The sequence below is a fragment of the Microvirga sp. CF3062 genome, from assembly GCF_036314045.1.
GTDB lineage: Bacteria > Pseudomonadota > Alphaproteobacteria > Rhizobiales > Beijerinckiaceae > Microvirga.
Genome location: NZ_JAYGGN010000010.1, coordinates 1 through 17,798, shown reverse-complemented (window position 1 = coordinate 17,798; position 17,798 = coordinate 1). Strand labels below are relative to the sequence as shown.

The 17,798-nt window shown below is 60.8% G+C and carries 16 protein-coding genes and 1 pseudogene; 11 read left to right on the top strand and 6 right to left on the bottom strand.

The features are described from left to right. Position 1: 1 nt before the first annotated feature. Positions 2 to 1,351, bottom strand: a complete 1,350-nt coding sequence (locus VB618_RS16875; RefSeq protein ID WP_329797894.1) for an Nramp family divalent metal transporter — start codon at positions 1,349 to 1,351, stop codon at positions 2 to 4. A 325-nt stretch (positions 1,352 to 1,676) separates the two neighbouring features. Here VB618_RS16875 and VB618_RS16870 point away from each other — a divergent pair, with 325 nt between their 5' ends. Then, entirely contained in the window at positions 1,677 to 2,432 is a 756-nt protein-coding gene (locus VB618_RS16870; protein ID WP_329797892.1) for a DsbA family protein, read from the top strand. Between the two features lie 96 nt (positions 2,433 to 2,528). Further along, positions 2,529 to 3,002: a c-type cytochrome gene (locus tag VB618_RS16865; RefSeq protein ID WP_329797891.1), complete on the top strand. Its 474-nt coding sequence runs from the start codon at positions 2,529 to 2,531 to the stop codon at positions 3,000 to 3,002. 192 nt (positions 3,003 to 3,194) lie between these two features. Here VB618_RS16865 and VB618_RS16860 read toward each other — a convergent pair whose 3' ends face one another. From VB618_RS16860 to VB618_RS16845, 4 genes are all read right to left on the bottom strand, one after another. Beyond that, positions 3,195 to 3,563 carry a hypothetical protein gene (locus VB618_RS16860; RefSeq protein WP_329797890.1) on the bottom strand — a complete coding sequence of 123 codons (369 nt, stop codon included), beginning with the start codon at positions 3,561 to 3,563 and terminating at the stop codon, positions 3,195 to 3,197. Positions 3,564 to 3,642: 79 nt separating this feature from the next. After that, positions 3,643 to 4,374, bottom strand: a complete 732-nt coding sequence (locus VB618_RS16855; protein ID WP_329797889.1) for a DUF1223 domain-containing protein — start codon at positions 4,372 to 4,374, stop codon at positions 3,643 to 3,645. Positions 4,375 to 4,578: 204 nt separating this feature from the next. After that, a complete protein-coding gene (locus VB618_RS16850; protein ID WP_329797888.1) occupies positions 4,579 to 4,911 on the bottom strand; it encodes a hypothetical protein in 333 nt (110 codons plus the stop codon). Positions 4,912 to 5,183: 272 nt separating this feature from the next. After that, positions 5,184 to 5,345: a hypothetical protein gene (locus tag VB618_RS16845; protein WP_329797887.1), complete on the bottom strand. Its 162-nt coding sequence runs from the start codon at positions 5,343 to 5,345 to the stop codon at positions 5,184 to 5,186. 38 nt (positions 5,346 to 5,383) lie between these two features. On the opposite strand from VB618_RS16845, the pseudogene VB618_RS19835 reads away from it, so the two are divergent. From VB618_RS19835 to VB618_RS16830, 3 genes and pseudogenes are all read left to right on the top strand, one after another. After that, positions 5,384 to 5,758, top strand: a pseudogene (locus VB618_RS19835) (relaxase/mobilization nuclease domain-containing protein); the annotation flags it as partial. 490 nt (positions 5,759 to 6,248) lie between these two features. Continuing rightward, entirely contained in the window at positions 6,249 to 6,515 is a 267-nt protein-coding gene (locus VB618_RS16835; RefSeq protein ID WP_329797885.1) for a hypothetical protein, read from the top strand. A 74-nt stretch (positions 6,516 to 6,589) separates the two neighbouring features. Next, positions 6,590 to 7,603 (top strand): LPD7 domain-containing protein, encoded by a 1,014-nt coding sequence (locus VB618_RS16830; protein WP_329797884.1) that lies wholly within the window; start codon positions 6,590 to 6,592, stop codon positions 7,601 to 7,603. A gap of 560 nt (positions 7,604 to 8,163) precedes the next feature. Here VB618_RS16830 and VB618_RS16825 read toward each other — a convergent pair. Beyond that, complete coding sequence (locus tag VB618_RS16825; protein ID WP_329797883.1) at positions 8,164 to 8,919, bottom strand: hypothetical protein; 756 nt, start codon at positions 8,917 to 8,919, stop codon at positions 8,164 to 8,166. 75 nt (positions 8,920 to 8,994) lie between these two features. On the opposite strand from VB618_RS16825, the gene VB618_RS16820 reads away from it, so the two are divergent. From VB618_RS16820 to VB618_RS16795, 6 genes are all read left to right on the top strand, one after another. Next, positions 8,995 to 10,086, top strand: a complete 1,092-nt coding sequence (locus VB618_RS16820) for a ComEC/Rec2 family competence protein (RefSeq protein WP_329797882.1) — start codon at positions 8,995 to 8,997, stop codon at positions 10,084 to 10,086. Between the two features lie 734 nt (positions 10,087 to 10,820). Beyond that, entirely contained in the window at positions 10,821 to 11,354 is a 534-nt protein-coding gene (locus VB618_RS16815; protein WP_329797881.1) for a DUF3489 domain-containing protein, read from the top strand. Next, positions 11,354 to 11,752 carry a DUF2924 domain-containing protein gene (locus tag VB618_RS16810; protein ID WP_329797880.1) on the top strand — a complete coding sequence of 133 codons (399 nt, stop codon included), beginning with the start codon at positions 11,354 to 11,356 and terminating at the stop codon, positions 11,750 to 11,752. Before VB618_RS16815 ends, VB618_RS16810 begins: the two co-directional genes overlap by 1 nt. Beyond that, the gene (locus VB618_RS16805) at positions 11,749 to 11,907 is read left to right on the top strand and encodes a DUF2924 domain-containing protein (protein WP_442931834.1); all 159 of its coding nucleotides are present in this window, start codon (positions 11,749 to 11,751) and stop codon (positions 11,905 to 11,907) included. Before VB618_RS16810 ends, VB618_RS16805 begins: the two co-directional genes overlap by 4 nt. Beyond that, on the top strand, positions 11,904 to 13,493 hold the full coding sequence (locus tag VB618_RS16800; RefSeq protein WP_329797879.1) for a recombinase family protein: 1,590 nt from the start codon (positions 11,904 to 11,906) through the stop codon (positions 13,491 to 13,493). The genes VB618_RS16805 and VB618_RS16800 overlap by 4 nt, the downstream gene beginning before the upstream one ends. A 624-nt stretch (positions 13,494 to 14,117) precedes the next feature. Continuing rightward, positions 14,118 to 17,357 (top strand): hypothetical protein, encoded by a 3,240-nt coding sequence (locus tag VB618_RS16795; RefSeq protein WP_329797878.1) that lies wholly within the window; start codon positions 14,118 to 14,120, stop codon positions 17,355 to 17,357. Positions 17,358 to 17,798 lie beyond the last annotated feature (441 nt).

Genomic DNA, 17,798 nt, shown 5'->3' with positions numbered 1-17,798 from the left:
GTCAGCCTACCACAAAATCCACCAGGAGCTTGACGTTCAAGGTCACGATCACCGCGGCTATGATCCCCGCGAAGCCCACGAGCCACACCGGAGCGACGAGTGCGCCCATCTTCGCCTTGCTTGACGTGAACATGATGAGCGGGATCACGGCGAAGGAGAGTTGCAGGCTCAGGATGACCTGGCTGAGGATCAAGAGCTGGGCGGTGCCGCTCTCACCGTACCAGATCGTCACGATGGCTGCCGGAACAATCGCCACCAAACGGGTGACCAAACGGCGCAGCCACGCCGGCAGGCGGATGTTGAGGAAGCCCTCCATAACCGCCTGGCCGGCAAGGGTCGCGGTGACCGTTGAATTGAGGCCGCAGCAGAGAAGCGCGATGCCGAACAGCGTCGGCGCGATGGCGGCGCCCAGGAGCGGTGAGAGGAGGCTGTGTGCTTCCCCGAGTTCCGCCACCTCGGGGCGTCCGGTTGTGTGGAATGCCGCCGCGGCGAGGATCAGGATCGAGGCATTGATGAAAAGCGCAAACATCAGCGCGACCGTCGAGTCGATGGTGGCGAACTTCAGCGCCTCGCGCTTCTCAGGCAGTGAGCGCCCGTACGAACGCGTCTGCACGATGGCCGAGTGCAGGTAGAGGTTGTGGGGCATTACGGTGGCGCCCAGGATGCCAAGCGCCAAGTAGAGCATTTCTGGATTCGTCACGATCTGGGTTGTGGGAGCAAACCCGCGGATCACCCCGCCCCAATCCGGATCCGCCAGCGCGATCTGCACGCCGAAGCAGACGGCGATGACGCCGAGCAAGGCGATCACGAAGGCCTCCAGGTACCGGAACCCGAGCCTCTGCAAGTAGAGGATCAGGAACACGTCGAGTGCGGTGATGATGACGCCGATCTCGAGCGGGATCCCGAACAGGAGGTTGAGGCCGATGGCCGTGCCGATCACCTCCGCCAAGTCGGTCGCCACGATGGCCAGCTCGGCTAGGAGCCAGAGTGGCATGGCGATGGCCTTGGGAAAGGCATCGCGGCAGGCCTGAGCGAGATCACGTCCTGACGCGATGCCGAGACGCGCGCAGAGCGATTGCAGCACGATGGCCATGATGTTCGAAACGAGTGCAACGACAAGGAGCGTGTAGCCGAACTTCGAGCCACCGGCGATGGAGGTCGCCCAGTTGCCCGGGTCCATGTAGCCCACGGAGACGAGGTACCCCGGGCCCACGAACGCGGCAAGCTTGCGCAGGTTGCCCCCGATCCGGGGCACCGCCACCGTGCGATAGACCTCCGAGAGTGGTGCGTCCCGCCGCGGCTGGCGCCAGCCCGTCAGTCCGTCGTCAAGATCGGGGGCTCGGGCGTCCATGGTCAACTCCGGCGTTATTGCAGTTGCAAGTGATTTGCAAGAAAATGGCACAGTTCGCCCCGGTTGTGAAGTGTGACCTCCGCGGCGGCTGGATGAACCTGCGACGTGGCGTTCACTGGATCGGCTCCGGGCCTCCGGCCTATCCCGGGGGTCGGCCAACCCCGCATGCCGCCTGCACGGCGTTCCGCAGGGTCGGAGGCCAGGTCTCATGATCGACAGCGCGGATCCGAAGCGGTAGTCCTCGGGGAGCTTGCAGTCGGCACGTGGGTGACGCGCCCATCGCGGACTCGCGAGCGGGACGGCCCGAACGCAAGGATCTCCTGCCATGCCCTTGAATGCCCCTGTCATGCGACGCGTTGCGCTCCTCGCCGCGCTCGTCCTACCCCTGGAGGCGGTGGCCCAGCCGGCTACCTTCACGCCGGAGCAGCGCGACGCCATCGGAGGCGTCATCCGGGAATATCTCCTCAAGAACCCGGAGGTGTTGCAGGAGGCCTTCACCGAGCTTCAGCAGCGGCAGCAGGAGGCCGAGCAGGCGGGCCGGGCGGAGGTCCTGACCTCCGAGCGTGCCAAGCTCGAGAACTCGCCCCGCGATTTCGTGATCGGCAACCCGCAGGGCGACGTCACCATGGTCGAGTTCCTCGACTACAACTGCGGCTACTGCAAGCGGGCCGTCGCCGACGTGAAGGCGCTCATCAAGGCCGATCCCAAGCTGCGGGTGGTGATCAAGGATTTCCCAGTGCTCGGCCCAGGGTCGGTTGAGGCCAGCCGCGTCGCACTGGCGGCCAAGTCCCAGCTCTCTGGCGACAAGGCCTACGAGTTCCACACCAGGCTGATGGAGAGACGCGGGCAGGCCAATGGGGAATCCGCCAAGGCCGTGGCCAAGGAGATGGGCCTCGACATGGCCCGCCTGGAAAAGGACCTGCAAAACAACGAGATCGATGCCACGCTCCAGGAGAACATGACGCTTGGGGAACGGCTGGGGATCAACGGCACGCCCGGCTTCGTCATCGGCAACGAGGTCATTGCCGGCGCGGTCGGGGCCGAACCCTTGAGGCAGGTCATCGCGAACACGCGAAAATAGGGCTGGGCGGGCAGCGCCAGGCAGGCATTGAAGGCACCACGGCTTGGCCTACGTGACTTTCGGGCAAGGTCGTTCCCCATACCCAGGTTCCCCCGCATGGCCGCCACGTCCACAAGGTTCCGCCTCAGGCTCGCGGCACTCTCACTGCTCGTCGCCGGGACAGCGGTCGCCCACGAGAAGGCGACCGGGATCGTGGCCGCGCGGATGAAGGCCATGGAGGACACCGCAGCCCAGGCCAAGGCCCTCGACCGGGCCCTGAAGGCATCATCGCCGGATGATGCGGACCTTCGTGCCCGGGCGGAGCGCATCCATGCGCTCGCGCACGACCTCCACGCCATGTTCCCGCCCGGCAGCGACCAGGGCCACACCTATGCCCGTCCGGAGATCTGGACACAGCGGGACGGCTTCCAGCAGTTAACCCGGGCCTACGATGCCGCCACAGAAAGGCTCGTCGAGGCCGCAGGCACAAGGACCCTGCCCGCACTGCGTCAGCAATTCACCGTGGTGCGGCGCCACTGTCTCGCCTGCCATGAAAGGTTCCGAACCCCGGGAGGCGAGCGAGGATACTAGGCCGTGCCCGGTAGTCCGCACTGCATGGCCCCGTCATGAGCCATCCCGACGGCCGTCCTGCATCAGGCGGGGACCGCGGATCGAGGCAGGCCGTTGACGCCGTCGCGCTAGGTCCGTGCCCACCGGATCCGCCATGGCCGCTCAGCCCGGCCAGTCGCAATGCTCGATCAGGCGTGGTGAAATCCCAGAGGATCAATTCCGCCTGGGCGTCTCGGGTGACGGGGATGGTGCCGGAGGACTTGTGGGCGCACCCTGCTGCATGTCGGGCATGCTCCGCATCCCGGGCATGTCCTGCATGCCCCCCGGCTGTTGGGGCTGCATCATGGCCATGTTCCGGCAGCACGGGCACATGCCGCCTGCGGACTGGCCCGGCTGAGCGGGCTGGGTGGTCTGACCCGGCTGCTGGGCCTGGGCTGTGGCCGTCGGCGTGCCGCACATCATCGGGCCGGCCGTGGCGGTCGATCCCGTGGTCTGGGCCGCGGCCTGGTGCATCGGGCAGGCGAGGGCCGGGGCGGCGACGAAGCCAGCCGCTGCGGCAATGGCCAGGGTGAGCTTTCTCATGGCGTTCCTCCGGAATGACTCCGCGCAAGTTCGCGCCGTTCGCGGATTCCGGCAACTCCCAATGTGGTGACCGGCAGTCCTACAGGCCCGACCCCTTGGCCGCGCCAATGATCCGGCCGGGCTTTTCGTCCTGCGACTGCTGGAGCAGCACCACGTAGGCATCGGCTTCCTGCACCGCGATGGCCTCCAGCGGCACCCGGAAGCTGGCCGGGGCCCCCGACCAGGGCCCGAGGAAGATCAGCCCTCGGACGACGTTCACGTACGTCTCCGTCTTGCCTGCGTTCTCCCCGCGATGAATCGGCACCTCGATCTTCCGCCGGACGGGCAACAGCCAGGCCGTGGCGTCCCCGGCACCCTCGCCGACGTCGACCATGATCATGCCGTCCTCCTCACGCACGTCGACGGGAACGGGAGCCTGGCCGTGGGTGGCATGGTGGATCGCGCCCATGACCTGGTCCCGCGCGGAGCCGACGGAGGACAGGAAGCCGCTGACAACCAGTTCGGGCGTGTAGACGCGGCGGACGCCCCGTGCGAGCGCGTACCCCTTCTGCCGCACGGTGAACTGTGGATCGGCCAGGGTGTCCTTCCAGCCCATGTAGTCCCAGTAGTTCACGGGCAGACTCAGCACGACGAGGCCTGGATCGCGGGCCAGTTCCGCCATGAGCTCGTTCGCGGGCCGGCAGGCCGAGCAGCCCTGGCTCACGAAGAGCTCGAGGACCGCGTGCGGCTCCGGCGAGGCCGTGGCAGGCGCCGCCATGAGGATTGAGGCGAAGGGGAGAAGGCCGAGCCAGGATTTCAGTCGGTGTCGCATGCCGTCACTCAACACGCCGCGCGGAATTCAGGGAAGTCACGTTCCCTCGATCAAGGCCCGCTGCCTTTGTCAACCTCACCAACTCCTCCCGATCTGGGGCGAGGTTTTCAACCAATTTAACTCACGGCCCTTGAACGGGCCTGCCCCAATGGCAGATCAGAGTCAGGGCGGTGCTCGCGCTATAAGCATCCTTCCAGCCAAGCGTCACGCTGATGAAGGAACGATGGCGGCTATCGATATCACCATGGCTTGTGCCGTTCTTCGCCGGCAGTCACCGTAGGATAGCCAGCCATGGTGATATCCGCTCCGCAGATCCCCAAACTGGCAAGGGGAGGCATGCCTCCCCGTTGACCCCACGGCAGCCGATCCGGCCAGTAAAAGGAACAAGCAATGATGTGTGACGCCGATATTGAGGTTCTTGATGGCCTCATGAGAGAGGCCATCGATGAGGCGATGATTGCCGAGCATCACTTCCTTCTCGGTTTTGTCAGTGAAGCCAGACGTGATGCGGCTCAGGCCCGATGGAAGGAAGTGCATGCGCTTTGGCTCCAAGCCCATCGAGCGCGCGGTGCAGAGCAGGGAAAGAGGACAGCAGCGTGACGCTCCGCGCGATCCATGTCCGTCTCATTCCCGATCATGCGGCGGCTTTGGAAGCCGTTGCAACGGCGGAGGGGATTAGTCCGACCGGCTGGGTCCGCGCAGTTCTTGTTCGTGCGCTCCCGGCTCATAGTGAAATCCATTCACTGCCGCCGTCTCCAAGGCGTAGGCCCACTACGATCCCACCGGAGGATGTGACAGTAGTTGCGCGCCTAGTCGGTGCCGTCGGCATTTGCTCCGGGGCGACGATCCAACTCGCGAGGGCGCTTCGTGAGGCTGGACATCCAGCCCACGGGGATGCCGAACTGGTACTGCGGGACTTGCGGTCCTTGCAGGCCCAGCTCGTCGAAGTCGCGAGTGCCCTGCGACGTCATATCAGCGCCGCAGCGAGCGCACACGGTGAGGGGAAATCATGATTGCCGGCGCGACCCGGGGCCTAGGCGGCCCGGCTCTCGCTCGTCATCTCCTGTCGCGGAAGGGTGGGCAGCATGTCGAGGTCATGGAGCCGCGCGACCTCGCCGCCGCCGATCTCCCTGAGCAGCTCCGCGAATTGGTTGCATCGGCCGCACACGGCCGTACCGATCGCCCTGTGCATCACGTTCACATTGATCCACCGCCCGGTTGCGACGATCCGGAAGCGGTGATGCAAGCTTTCATGAGGCACTACGAACGGGAATTCGGACTTGAAGACTCTCCGCGGTGCGGCGTGCGCCACGAAAAAGCCGGCCGCACCCACTGGCACGTGGTCTGGAGTCTGGTTCGGCCGGACGGTCGTACTGTCGACTTGCGGCACGACCATGCGCGCAGAGAGAAAGTATCTCGCCTCGTGGAATTTGAGCGTGGCTTGCCGTGGACGAAAGGCAAACACAACAGAGCTGTGGCGACGGCATTGCGGAGGGACGGCCGCGCCGACGTCGCCGAAGCGATGGAGGCGGCTGGACTGCTTGCCGGCCACCCTCGCATTGCCGAGTCTACCCCACGCGAACGCGCTCAGGCCGAACGTACTGCGGTCCCACTCGCCGAGGTGAGGACCCGCACACTGGCCGCGTGGCGCTCCAGCGACAACGGCCACGGCTTCGCGGCGGCCTTGCAGATGATGAACCTGCGGCTCGCCCAAGGCGACCGTGGTCCTGTCCTGGTCGACCGTTCTGGATCAATCCATTCCCTTACACGCAGCCTGTCGGCCGCCGCCCGGAGGGACGGCGACCGCATCACGGCAGCCGCTGTCCGCGCCCGGCTCGCCGGGCTCGCCGTTCCCACCATCGAGGAGGTTCGAGATGACCGACAAACCCGCTCCGTTGACACCCCGCGACCTGTTCCAGGAACAGCAAGCAACGCGCGAGGACGTGCTTCGACTGCACCCGCTGCTGTCACTCCTCGAGGAGGAGCCGACCGAGGGCAGCCCGCTGGACGAGATCAAGGCCCTCCTTACCTCGACCCTGGACGTCTTGCGGCATCAATCCGAAATCCTCGCTCGGCTCGACACCGCGTTCGCGCGCGGATCGCTGCCGCCGCCCTCGGCCGCCTCGACATCGGCAATCTGACGATTCAAGCAGCCGCGCTCGCCGCCGGCAGCCATAGGGCACACAATGAACTCGATTCACTGAGGGAGGACAGCATGGCACGAGGATTCAAGACGGCGCGGGCACTGGATTTCAAAGCACAGCTCCTCGCCGACGCTGCTCCACAGGGGTTCGATGCGTCGGCGTGGCGCGATGACCTGCATATGATCAAGCAGCCTTCACCTGGCCAGCCTACAACACGCATTCTGCTGCGGGATGGCGGCTGGTGCGAGATCGACGGGTCCGGCAAAATCGTCCGGACGTGGGGTACACGCGGCCGCGCAGATGCCCTAGCGGCTGCACTTGCTGAAGCGGGTGATTGGGAAACCCAGCGCCTGGAGCGAACCACCACGATCGCTCGCAGCCCTGATGCTCCGCGCCGCGAACGCCTGACCGAGATACAGGCTGAGGCGCTGGTCCACTGGTGGCAGGATCGGGGCTACTCGGCTACCGCCGCACCGGACGGCTGTTGGGTGCAGGCCGGGACCTCCCGGATCAGGGACACAGGCGATCACATGGAAATCCATGGCCCAGTCTCCGATGAAGCGATCCGTGCGACTATTATCAAGGCGAAGGAAGCCTGGGGTGGGGCCGCAGAACTGACAGGCAGATGGTCACAACGGGACCAGGATCGCATCTGGATCGAGGCGCAACGTCACGGCGTCCAACTTGAAGGATGTAAGCCGTCCGACTCGGTACGGCGGATGTGGGAGCGGGAACAGGCGACCACTGAAGTGCACACCCAGACCATGAGCCTAGTGCGGGTCGGCACCCGCGAGGCTGAATCCTTGCGTGCTGCGGCGCAGGGCGACCCCGCTGGGCTTGGCAGGCTGCCGCCCGAACTCCGGGCCTTTGTTACAAGCTACCTGGATGACGACCAGCGCGCTGAACTCGCGACATCAGAGACGGCAGATGTCGTCCCGGAGCTTTCGCGTTTCCGCACTCTCGGGCGCGAGGAGCTGGCCAGGATTGAGCACCGCAATGCCAAGCGCAATCAGTCCACTTTGTCCGAGCCTCTCAAGTCCGACCCTCATCCGGCCACCAATGACTTGGCACCGGTGCTGGAATAATGGGTATGTGGGATGCGGAGGCCCTGCTGCTGCGGCGGTACGTGATCGAAAGAGCGGCCGGACGTGTTCCCGCTGCCGAGTGGGTACGCTACGAGCCCGCCTTGGGCGCGTGGCTGTACTGCGACGAACGGACGGCCAGCACGGCCCAGTACCGACGGTGTCTGCGCAAGCCGGGTGCCCTGTGGTGCCCGGTCCTTGGCAACCGCATTGGCGTCGCTGCCGATGTGGCCTTGCAAGCCTTTTTCGAGACGATCGAGGCAGACGGCTGGTCCCGCCTTGCTGCCGCCGTGCGCGTCCGACCAAGCGATTGCCTCCGGCGATGGCGGGAGTCCGGACGGCGGATCATCGCTGCGATGGCAGCCAACCCTTCCGGAGACCGACCGCCGCCTGGCAGGCTTGCCGGGTGGCCAACACGACGCGGCACTGGCCCACGTAGTCTCCTGACTAGCGGACATTCTGGATGAGCGGAGTCCGACTTCCTGAGTCCGAGCCGACCCGGAGCCTCCGACTTACAGGCTTATAATTACGCGCGTTTCTTTCTGCATTGACGATCGGCTCCCTCATGCGGGATCTGTCGATTTCGACTTTGTGCGGCGGGGACGTGCTGGCAGAGTTGCGGCCGTTTCGAGAAGCGCCGCAGAATATCCTTCGGCATGATGCCGGACGAATGATGGTGTTACGATCAATGCGAACACCCCTGCATAGCCGACCAGTGCGGCAAGTGCGAGGGCATCGATAGGACGCACCGCGGCCAAGGCGCCACCAGAACGCCACAGCGCCAAGGCAGCAAGGGCTATGAAGCACAGCCCGGCGAGTCCAAGGGCGTAGGGTTTGAGGCCGTAAAGGTTTCTGGCAAATCCATATCCGACATTTTCGCGGGCAACGGCCTTGTTGTCCCCGGCCTTGGCACGCCGCCTCAGTTCATCCACCGCAGCTCCGTAGAGGTTGTCGGCGGAGGCTGGGTCGACGTCCTCTTCCTCACGGGTCGGCATCCTGAATGGCTGCCCGAGCGCCCGTATGCGTTCGTGGTAGAGAGCCTTCGTATGCGGATTCAAGCGGGTATCACGATGCCGCAGCATTGCCGTCGCGGGCATGCCACCCCAATCCTTGGACAGGTTCACTTGAACCTCACGGCCCTTGGCCCGGGCGAAGCGTCCAAACAGCATGAATACGGCTGCTGTGACGCCTGAGGCGGTTAAGAGCGGCCAAGAAAGCGACAAGCCAAAGTCCACGATGACAATCGCCAATGTCCAGAGCACGGGCAGTCCCGCCAAGACAACGGGAAGGTGCCGCGCTCGGTAGTCATAGGTATCCACAGCCTGCATATGCTGCCCCAGCGAAATCAGCCAACCGGCCCTCTATATAGATGTTCTCCAGTGTTGGGAGTATCGATGCCTTACGAAATAGAGTTTCACCCAGTCGGCGACGGCGAACGATCCGGGGACGCGATTACGCTCCGATACTGGGACCGATCTGCCTGGCGAGTAATGGTGATTGATGGCGGGTATCAAGCAACCGGAGAAGAGGTCCGTGATCACATTCGTAGTTTCTACGGAACCAATCACGTCGACTACGTGGTCAGTACACATCCCGATAACGATCACATAAGTGGTCTTCGGGTTATTCTATCGGAAATGAGCGTTGGCCAACTCTGGCTCCACGTCCCGCACTTTCATGCCGCAAGGATTATTCATCTCTTCCGGAGTGATCGGTGGAAGGTCGAAAACCTGGCTAATGCCCTGCGGCGAGCGTACCCGGTGGTCGAGGAGTTGATTAACTTGGCTACGGCTCAGGGCACCCAGATCGATGGACCATTTCAGGGTGCCCGGATCGGGCCGTTTACAGTGCTCTCGCCAACGCTGGCGATGTACGACGGACTGCTTCCTCAGTTCCGCGACACTCCGCAATACGACGGAGGGATCCTTGCAGCACTCGGCCACCTCATTTCGGGAGTTGGCCGACGCTTCAGTCAAGCAATCCGCTACGCGGTACAAGAGGATTGGTGGACCGAGACGCTTCGCGAGGCCGGCACGACGGCAGCGGAGAACGAAAGCTCCGTCGTGCTGTACGGGGATCTTGGAGCGGGACCGATTCTGCTCACAGCCGATGCGGGTATTGTGGGCCTGACGGCAGCAGCCAATTATGCCGACGCCGTTGGGCTACCGCTCGGCCACTCCCTGAGCCTATTCCAGGTGCCCCACCATGGGAGCCGAAATAATGTGTCACCAGGCGTTCTTAATCGGCTTGTCGGTCCTGTGCTTCTGCCAGGCCAGTTTCATCCAGCAGGATGTATAATATCGGCTGGTGCCAATGATCCCACCCATCCTCGACAGGTCGTCGTCAACGCGTTGGTGAGACGCGGCCTCAATCCAACTGTGACGCGTGGGAATACGACCCGTTTCGTCCATGGAATGCAAGATCGGCAAGGGTGGACCACCGCGCCGACACTCCAGATGGCGCCTTCGGTCGAGGAGTATGACTGAACGGCCCGACTTCACCTGCCTCAGGTCGATGTCAGCGGACCGGATGGCAGGTACGGAGTACGAGAGCGTAGCGCCTCTCCAAGAGGTAGCAATCTCGTCAGGCGCGAGAGCTTTCCCTCGCTTGGTTGCTGCGCTGGAGGTAGTGTCAACCGTCAACCGTTGACAATGCCTTGGATGGGTTCGTACACATTCCTGGTCACATTCGACTCAAACATGAGCCGGCCTCAGAAAAAACCTCTTGGTTCGTCAGGTACTTGCAGGGTGAGAAGGTTTAAGTCCTGCCGGGCCCACCACCCATTCTCCCGATCCCGCGCTGTTTCCAGATGGTGCCAGAGACAGGCCTGATATCAAAGGCTTAGTTGAGATCAGCTGGCACAGACCCGAGTCTCCAGTAAATAATCTGGGTCCTCCTGTGGGCCGTGTCTGGCCTAATTCTCCCAGCTGACAATTGCCCTTTCCAGCTCATAGTTGGCCCACGCTCAGAGACTGGTTCGCTGATTTTAAAGACTGGGGTTCGCACCGCCGAGCCGAATCGATCTTGGCTTGGGGATGAGCCAGCCAGTCGAAGCAACATTCCTGTATCTCCGACTGGACTTCAGCTGCCCTCCAAGCAGTGATGGGGGTGTCCTGACAGGCCGGTGAGCCCAAGGGATTCGGTGCCCCGCAGGCTTTTGGCCGCACGCGGGGCTGCGGTGGTGACGGCGAAGACCGTCGTAACACCACAAGGATCCTCTATGACCCTCACCGATACCCAACTCGTCCTGCTCAGCGCTGCCGCTCAGCACGCGGAACACCTCGTCACCCCGCCTGCAACGCCGAAGGGCAGGGCGGTCCAGAGTGCCTTGGCATCCCTGATCCGCCGGAGACTGGTCGAGGAGCGGCTCGTCTCCGCTCAGCAGCCACATTGGCGCATAGATGAGGCAGGCCAACTCATCGGGCTGCGGATCACGGCCGCTGGTCTGGCGGCACTCGGCCTTGATCCGACTGAGCAGTCCGACCATGAGGCTACACCCGATGATCAGCCTGCCATCCCACCTCAACATCAGGCTGCCCCAAGAGCAGGCACCAAGCAGGACCTTCTGCTGCAGCTCGTGAGCCGGGAACAGGGGGCCACCATCAACGACATGATGGCCGCCACAGGCTGGCTGCCCCACACCACCCGGGCTGCCCTCACGGGCCTGCGCAGAAAGGGTTATCATCTCACACGAGCAATCAGCACGGCTGGATCCATCTACCGGGTCGACACTGCTGCCGAGGAGGTGTGCTGATGGACACCTACTTCAAATCTCCCGATCATCGGCAAACCGCTGCTGACGCCGCTTGCCAGATCAGTGTCGATCAACAGCTTGCTGAGTTGAGCACTCTTCACCTTCAGGACCTGCGGGTGTGTTGGCGCAAGCTTCTGCGCACTCAGCCACCTCAGCTGTCTCGACCTCTTCTGCTGCGCCTGCTCGCCTATCGGCTGCAGGCGCGCGCCTACGGTGATCTTGATCGCGAGACAGTGCGGTATCTCAACCGTACTGCTCGTGAGAGTGCAAAGCGCAAGGCAGAGCACGGGAGGCAGAATGTCAAAGCGCCTCCACCATTCCACCCGTACCCACAAACACCGGGCTCAAACCCGGCACGCTCCTCGCCCGCGAGTTCAACGGAACCATGCATCGCGTGACGGTCACACAGGAGGGCTTTGCATGGCAGGGAATTACCTACAGCAGCCTGTCCGAAGTTGCTCGCCTGATCACCGGCACGCGCTGGAACGGACCTCGCTTCTTTGGCCTTCGCGACAAGCTGGAGAGGGGCCGGGCAGGCGGGGAGAACCTATGACAACAAAAGCCGCGAAGCGGCTGCGCTGTGCGGTCTACACCCGGGTTTCGACAGAGTATGGGCTCGAGCAGGAGTTCAACTCGCTGGATGCGCAGCGGGAAGCCTGTGAGGCCTACATCACCAGCCAGAAGCATGAGGGCTGGACGCTGCTGCCGGCCCGCTATGATGATGGCGGCTTCTCAGGCGGGTCAATGAACAGGCCTGCGCTCCAGCAGCTGCTCGCGGCCATTCGCCAGGGGCAGGTTGATGTCATCGTCGTCTACAAGGTCGATCGACTGACCCGCTCCCTGGCTGACTTCGCCAAGCTGGTTGAGCTCTTTGACGGGCACCAGGTCTCGTTCGTGTCCGTCACCCAGAGCTTCAATACGACGTCCAGCATGGGTCGGCTGACCCTGAACGTGCTGCTGTCGTTCGCGCAGTTCGAGCGTGAGGTCACCGGCGAGCGCATCCGGGACAAAATCGCGGCCAGCAAGAAGAAGGGCATGCGCATGGGCGGCCCAGTGCCGCTCGGCTACCAAGTGAAAGACAAGAAGCTCGTCGTGCATGAGCCCGAGGCCGAGCAGGTGCGTCTGATCTTCAGCCGATACCTGGAGCTGAAGTGTCTGACCGCTCTGGCTCGGGATCTGCGCGAGCGCGGCATCGTCACCAAGGTGTCCCGCCGACGGGATGGCTCGATCCGTGGCGGGATTGCTTTCACGAAGGGGCCGCTGGCCTATCTGCTGCGCAACCGAACTTACGTCGGTGAGGTGATCCACAAAGGGCAGCACTATCCTGGCGAGCAGGAGCCGATTGTGTCGCGCCACCTGTTCGACGCCGTTCAAGATGAACTCTCAGTGAAAGCCCACAACCGGGGCACGCCGCGCATCAACCGATCCTCCCTTCTGGTCGGACTCCTCTTCGATGACCGCGGCAACCGCATGACGCCGACCACATCCAACAAGGGTGGAGCGCGCTATCGCTACTACACCTCGGCGGCCCTGCAGCAGGGACGTAAAGATGAAGCGGGCTCTGTCTCGCGGGTGCCAGCACCTGATCTTGAGGCTATGGTTCTGAAGGCCATCGCTGACGGAAACAGCGCATGTTCTCAGAACAACGGAGACAGAGATCACGCTAGTGGTGCAGAACTCATGGCAACCCTCATCGATAGGGTGATCGTGAGGCGGGGTACGATTGAGATTGTGCGCCGGGCATCAGAAGGCGAAGAACAATTTGCACCTATCATTGTGCCTTGGTCGCCGGTCTCACGTCGGTGTCGGCGTGAGATTATTGGTGTGGAAGCCACTAGTGCGACGCGGCCCCTTCGGTCGGAAACGCGGGCACGGCTTGTTGAAGCTATTGCGAAGGCAAGGCAGTGGCTGAATGATTTGCTCAGTGGCGATGTGAAGGACACACATGCGATCGCAGCACGGAAGGCTTGCAGCGAGCGGTCCGTGCGCATGACGATTAATCTTGCTTTTCTCTCACCGGCCATTGTCAAGGCAGCCGTCGAGGGCCGCCTGCCATACGGAGCGGGGCTGTCGAGACTCATCGATGCTCCGCTCGCTTGGACCGAGCAACAAAGGTCTCTGATTGGAGCCTCCCCTTAGGAAGGCCTGAGGTCAGGCTCTCACCCGCCGTGCGAAATTCCCAGGAGCATTTCGGTGATTTGGGGTGAACGGAAAGGGCTGCGCGTCTAGTCGTTGGATCAGTCAGGTCGGACTTTGATTATCTTTGAATACCTATCGCCGTAGGTTCAACTGGAAGTATGCACTCGTGAGGTGAGCCAAGGCTTACATGTATTCTCGGCCGAGATCTAAGGCGCCTTCCTGAAGGGTGCAAAGCACTAGAAATAGATCTTTGAACAGCATGATCGATAGTATGCCTTTGAGTGCATGAGCCAGAACGGCACGATGTGGGTTCGGTTGATGCTCAATTCGCACGTTGCGACTAACGAAAGGCTTAGCGCGACAATATGAACCATCCGCTCTAATTTAATTCTGTGCTGCTCCTCCCACAAAGCGTCTATCGCGGGGCCGGCTAAGTACCACTTAGTCAGCGGAATGAGTGCGCCAGCGCACATCGATCCAATAAGAGACCATTACTCGGCATCTTCCTAGTTGTTCAGATAGGGAGACGCAACGTCATTTGTGCCATTTCATTCTCTACGAGGGCTGGCATTCCGATTCGACCAGAGGCGGATCGGAATCCAATTGTCAAGAGAAGGATAAAATATGACGTTTAAGATTTGGCGCGACGAGAGCGTTGTCTCTGCAAAGTCCGGTTTAGCTAAAAGCAATATTACATATCTGCCGAACGGTGGTTATGTCGTGTCTTGGACAGATTCGCTGGAAGGTCGGATTTATCTCCAACGATATGATGGCGCCGGTCAAATGGACGGCGCAAGAGTGGCTGTCGATACAGCAGGCAACAAACAGTACGATTCAGAAATTCAAGCTTACGGTTCGGATGGCGACTTTGTCGTGAGTTGGCAGGAGTCTGCCGGCGCGAATGAGTGGAGTGTCAAATCCCGTGTCTTCAAAGCGGATGGGACGGTTCAACAGACGCAGACCCTAGCGACAAAGCAGTCCCTAAGTGATTGGGACCGGCCTGCAGTTGCAAACAAGGTGGATGGTGGTTTCGTCACAGCTTACCCTACAAGTAGCGGCATTCAGTTATCGGTGCATAATGAAGATGGCATCATCCTCGCTGCGAAATCGGTTGGAGTTGTTTCGACTGCTAAATACGTCGATGTTGCTGCCATAGGCGACGACCAGTTTGTGGTCAGCTATTCTATAAGCAATAAGCAATATTACCGTGTGATGTCTCTCAGTGGTACCAGCCTCACCGAAGTTGATCTAAAAGCCACAGGAATGCGGTCCGATGTCGTCGCTCTTAAAAATGATGCGGGCATTCCAACAGGTAATTTCGTTGTTATTTATAATGACGGATCAACTATCAGAGCAAAGTTCGACACCATCAGCGACACCGGTGTTCAGATCACATCTCAAGGACTGAACCAGGATGACTTCGTCGGTGCAACTGCACTAAGGGGTGGGAGAGTTGCTGTCATATTCAGCGAAAAAGTTCCCAGGCCGAATCCGAATGGTAGAGACGATCTCGGCGACATATTCGTACAAATCATTAATGCAGACGGGACTCTGCCTCTGGGCGGCAAAATTCTCATCAACGATTTAAAGTTAGAAGAGTTTTCGCAACAGAAAGCACCCGCAATTTCTGAAATGGCAGATGGGCGTCTGGCCATCACGTGGCATGACCCTACTAAGGGCGGGTCAACTATTATGACTTCAATCGTCGATCCGCGGATTGCTCCTGTCACAGTCGAAGGAACAGAGCGGGCCGATATTTACTACGGCTCCGAACATGGCGTCGACAGTTTGTATGGCTTCGGCGGTAATGATAAACTCTACGGCGATGCTGGAGACGATATCCTCAACGGCGGCGCAGATGCAGATCTTCTCAACGGCGGTTCAGGCAACGATATTGCCGACTACTTTGGTAGCGCGGGACTTGCCGCGAGTCTGGGTGGTGATTTCGTCAACACAGGTGATGCTGCCGGTGATAAGTACGAATCCATCGAGAGATTGCATGGCACAGGTAGCGATGATGTCTTAGGTGGTAACGCTGGCAAAAATTACATTTTTGGCTTTGAAGGCAATGATTGGCTCTATGGCGGTGCAGGTGCTGTGGGCGATACGCTCGACGGCGGCGGCGGCTTTAATAGTGTGACTTTCGAGTATTCGGAAGCTGGTGTCGGCATCACACTTGATCTGCTCGAAAATAAAAGCACTGGCGAAGCGAAAGATGACGTTTTCATAAACATCAATGCTTTCTCTGGAAGCAACTATGCCGATACCTTAATTGGTTGGAACAAATACAACGAGTTCAGGGGTCTTAAGGGCGACGACTCGCTGATTGGCGGATCAGCTCACGATTATTTGGATGGTGGCGATGGCAGCGACACCCTTCAAGGCGGCGGGGGTGCCGATGATTTTGTAGGTGGCGCCGGCACCGATTTCGCTTCCTACCAGAACACGACAACGGGCGTGACAGTATCGTTAGTAAACTCGAGCCAGACGAACCCAAGTCCGAATACAGAAGAGGCGGTAGGGGATACTTACAACGGGATCGAGGGCCTGATCAGCGGATCTGGCAATGACATCCTCATTGGTAATAATCTGGACAATATTCTCGAAGGCCGTGCAGGAGCAGATACCCTCCAAGGCGGCGATGGAAACGACACCGTCTCGTATGCAGGCTCAAATGCTGGTGTCGTCGTGAACCTCGCGGCCAAGTCTGGATCGGGCGGGCATGCTCAGGGTATCACTAAGGGTGACACCTATGTGAGTATTGAGAATGCCATTGGCTCTAACTTCAATGATACGCTGATCGGCGATGCCAAGGCTAATGTGCTGAATGGCGGAGGCGGAATCGACACGGTCGATTACTCGGCCGCCGGGGGTGCCGTGAAGGTCGATCTCGCCACCGGCAGCGGCTCCGGCAGCGAGGCACAAGACGATACCTACGCGGAGGTCGAGAACGTCATCGGCTCGCAGTTTGGGGACACGCTTATCGGCAACGGCGCCGCCAACGTTCTGCAGGGCGGCAATGGCGACGATGTCTACTATGTCAGCGCCGGGGACGTAATCATCGAAGGGGCCAATGCAGGCAATGACAAGGTCTTCACCGATACGCATTATACCCTCGGCGCCAATCTCCAAGATCTGGAGGGTACTGGCGGCGCTGCTCTTATGTTGACTGGCAACGAGCTCAACAACAGGATCACCGGCAATGCGGCCGGTAACTGGATCGATGGCGGTGTCGGTGCTGATACGATGATGGGTGGAGCAGGGGACGACGTCTACGTTGTCGACAACGTTGGGGACGTGGTCGAAGACTATCTCGGCAACAACACGGTCGTGACGTCCGTTCAGCTTGACCCGAACAACCTGCGCGGCTCGTTCAACATCACCGTGGCGGATGGCTTCACCTTCAATGTGCAGGGGACGAATGGCAACAACGTCCTGAAAGGCAATGCAGTCGCGAACACCCTGAAGGGCAATGGCGGCAACGACATGATTTACGGCATGCTCGGCAACGATAAGCTCTATGGCGGCACAGGCCGGGACACCTTCGTGTTCGATACGCGGTTGAACAAGACCAAGAACGTGGACAAGATCTACGACTTCAAGTCCAAGGATGACACGTTCCATCTCGATAATGCGATTTTCACCAAGTTAGGCTCCGGCACGGCAGCTCGTCCAAAGAAGTTCAAGTCCGACATGTTCGTAGAGGGCAAAAGGGCTCAAGACCGAGAGGATCGGATTGTCTACGACAAGAAGACGGGTGCGCTGTACTATGACAAGGATGGTACCGGCGGTTCGGTCCAGGTGAAGATCGCCACAATCAACAACAAGACGACCCTCAAGTTCGACGACTTCTTCGTCATCTAAACGGACGAGAACGTATCAAGCATGTGCCGCCCGGTGAAAGCTGGGCGGCACTCTCGTCTTTGACGCTGATAAGATGGCGGCGAAGCTAGTTTCTAGGAGATCGAGATCGTACCGTTTCTACTTCAGCCTAAAATCGCAGCTTAAGAAATCTCGTGGAGGTGATGGTTGAGCGCGGCATCTCTGCCGATCATGCTACAATCCTACGCCGTTGTGCTTGAGCAATGGGACAGGAACAAGCAGCAACTCTTATTGGGATAGCATAATGAAAAGCCCTGCCAGGGGAGTGTCTGGCAGGGCCTCACGAGACCGCAGGCCCAGGGGCTCTCGCCTGAGCTTCGGTCCTGTTGCTTAGATGACGAAGAAGTCCTTGTGGGTCATCTTGAGGTTTTTGGAGAGGGTGGCGATCTGGATCTGAGCGGATGAGCCGGTGCCGTCGGCATC

Bases quoted from the DNA above. Each gene is read 5' to 3' on its own strand.
- VB618_RS16855 (WP_329797889.1), bottom strand. From the start codon at position 4,374: ATGCGACACCGACTGAAATCCTGGCTCGGCCTTCTCCCCTTCGCCTCA.
- VB618_RS16830 (WP_329797884.1), top strand. From the start codon at position 6,590: ATGGCACGAGGATTCAAGACGGCGCGGGCACTGGATTTCAAAGCACAG.
- VB618_RS16815 (WP_329797881.1), top strand. From the start codon at position 10,821: ATGACCCTCACCGATACCCAACTCGTCCTGCTCAGCGCTGCCGCTCAG.
- VB618_RS16810 (WP_329797880.1), top strand. From the start codon at position 11,354: ATGGACACCTACTTCAAATCTCCCGATCATCGGCAAACCGCTGCTGAC.
- VB618_RS16860 (WP_329797890.1), bottom strand. From the start codon at position 3,563: ATGAGAAAGCTCACCCTGGCCATTGCCGCAGCGGCTGGCTTCGTCGCC.
- VB618_RS16845 (WP_329797887.1), bottom strand. From the start codon at position 5,345: ATGACGTCGCAGGGCACTCGCGACTTCGACGAGCTGGGCCTGCAAGGA.
- VB618_RS16820 (WP_329797882.1), top strand. From the start codon at position 8,995: ATGCCTTACGAAATAGAGTTTCACCCAGTCGGCGACGGCGAACGATCC.
- VB618_RS16865 (WP_329797891.1), top strand. From the start codon at position 2,529: ATGGCCGCCACGTCCACAAGGTTCCGCCTCAGGCTCGCGGCACTCTCA.
- VB618_RS16835 (WP_329797885.1), top strand. From the start codon at position 6,249: ATGACCGACAAACCCGCTCCGTTGACACCCCGCGACCTGTTCCAGGAA.
- VB618_RS16800 (WP_329797879.1), top strand. From the start codon at position 11,904: ATGACAACAAAAGCCGCGAAGCGGCTGCGCTGTGCGGTCTACACCCGG.
- VB618_RS16875 (WP_329797894.1), bottom strand. From the start codon at position 1,351: ATGGACGCCCGAGCCCCCGATCTTGACGACGGACTGACGGGCTGGCGC.
- VB618_RS16850 (WP_329797888.1), bottom strand. From the start codon at position 4,911: ATGCACTTCCTTCCATCGGGCCTGAGCCGCATCACGTCTGGCTTCACT.
- VB618_RS16795 (WP_329797878.1), top strand. From the start codon at position 14,118: ATGACGTTTAAGATTTGGCGCGACGAGAGCGTTGTCTCTGCAAAGTCC.
- VB618_RS16870 (WP_329797892.1), top strand. From the start codon at position 1,677: ATGCCCTTGAATGCCCCTGTCATGCGACGCGTTGCGCTCCTCGCCGCG.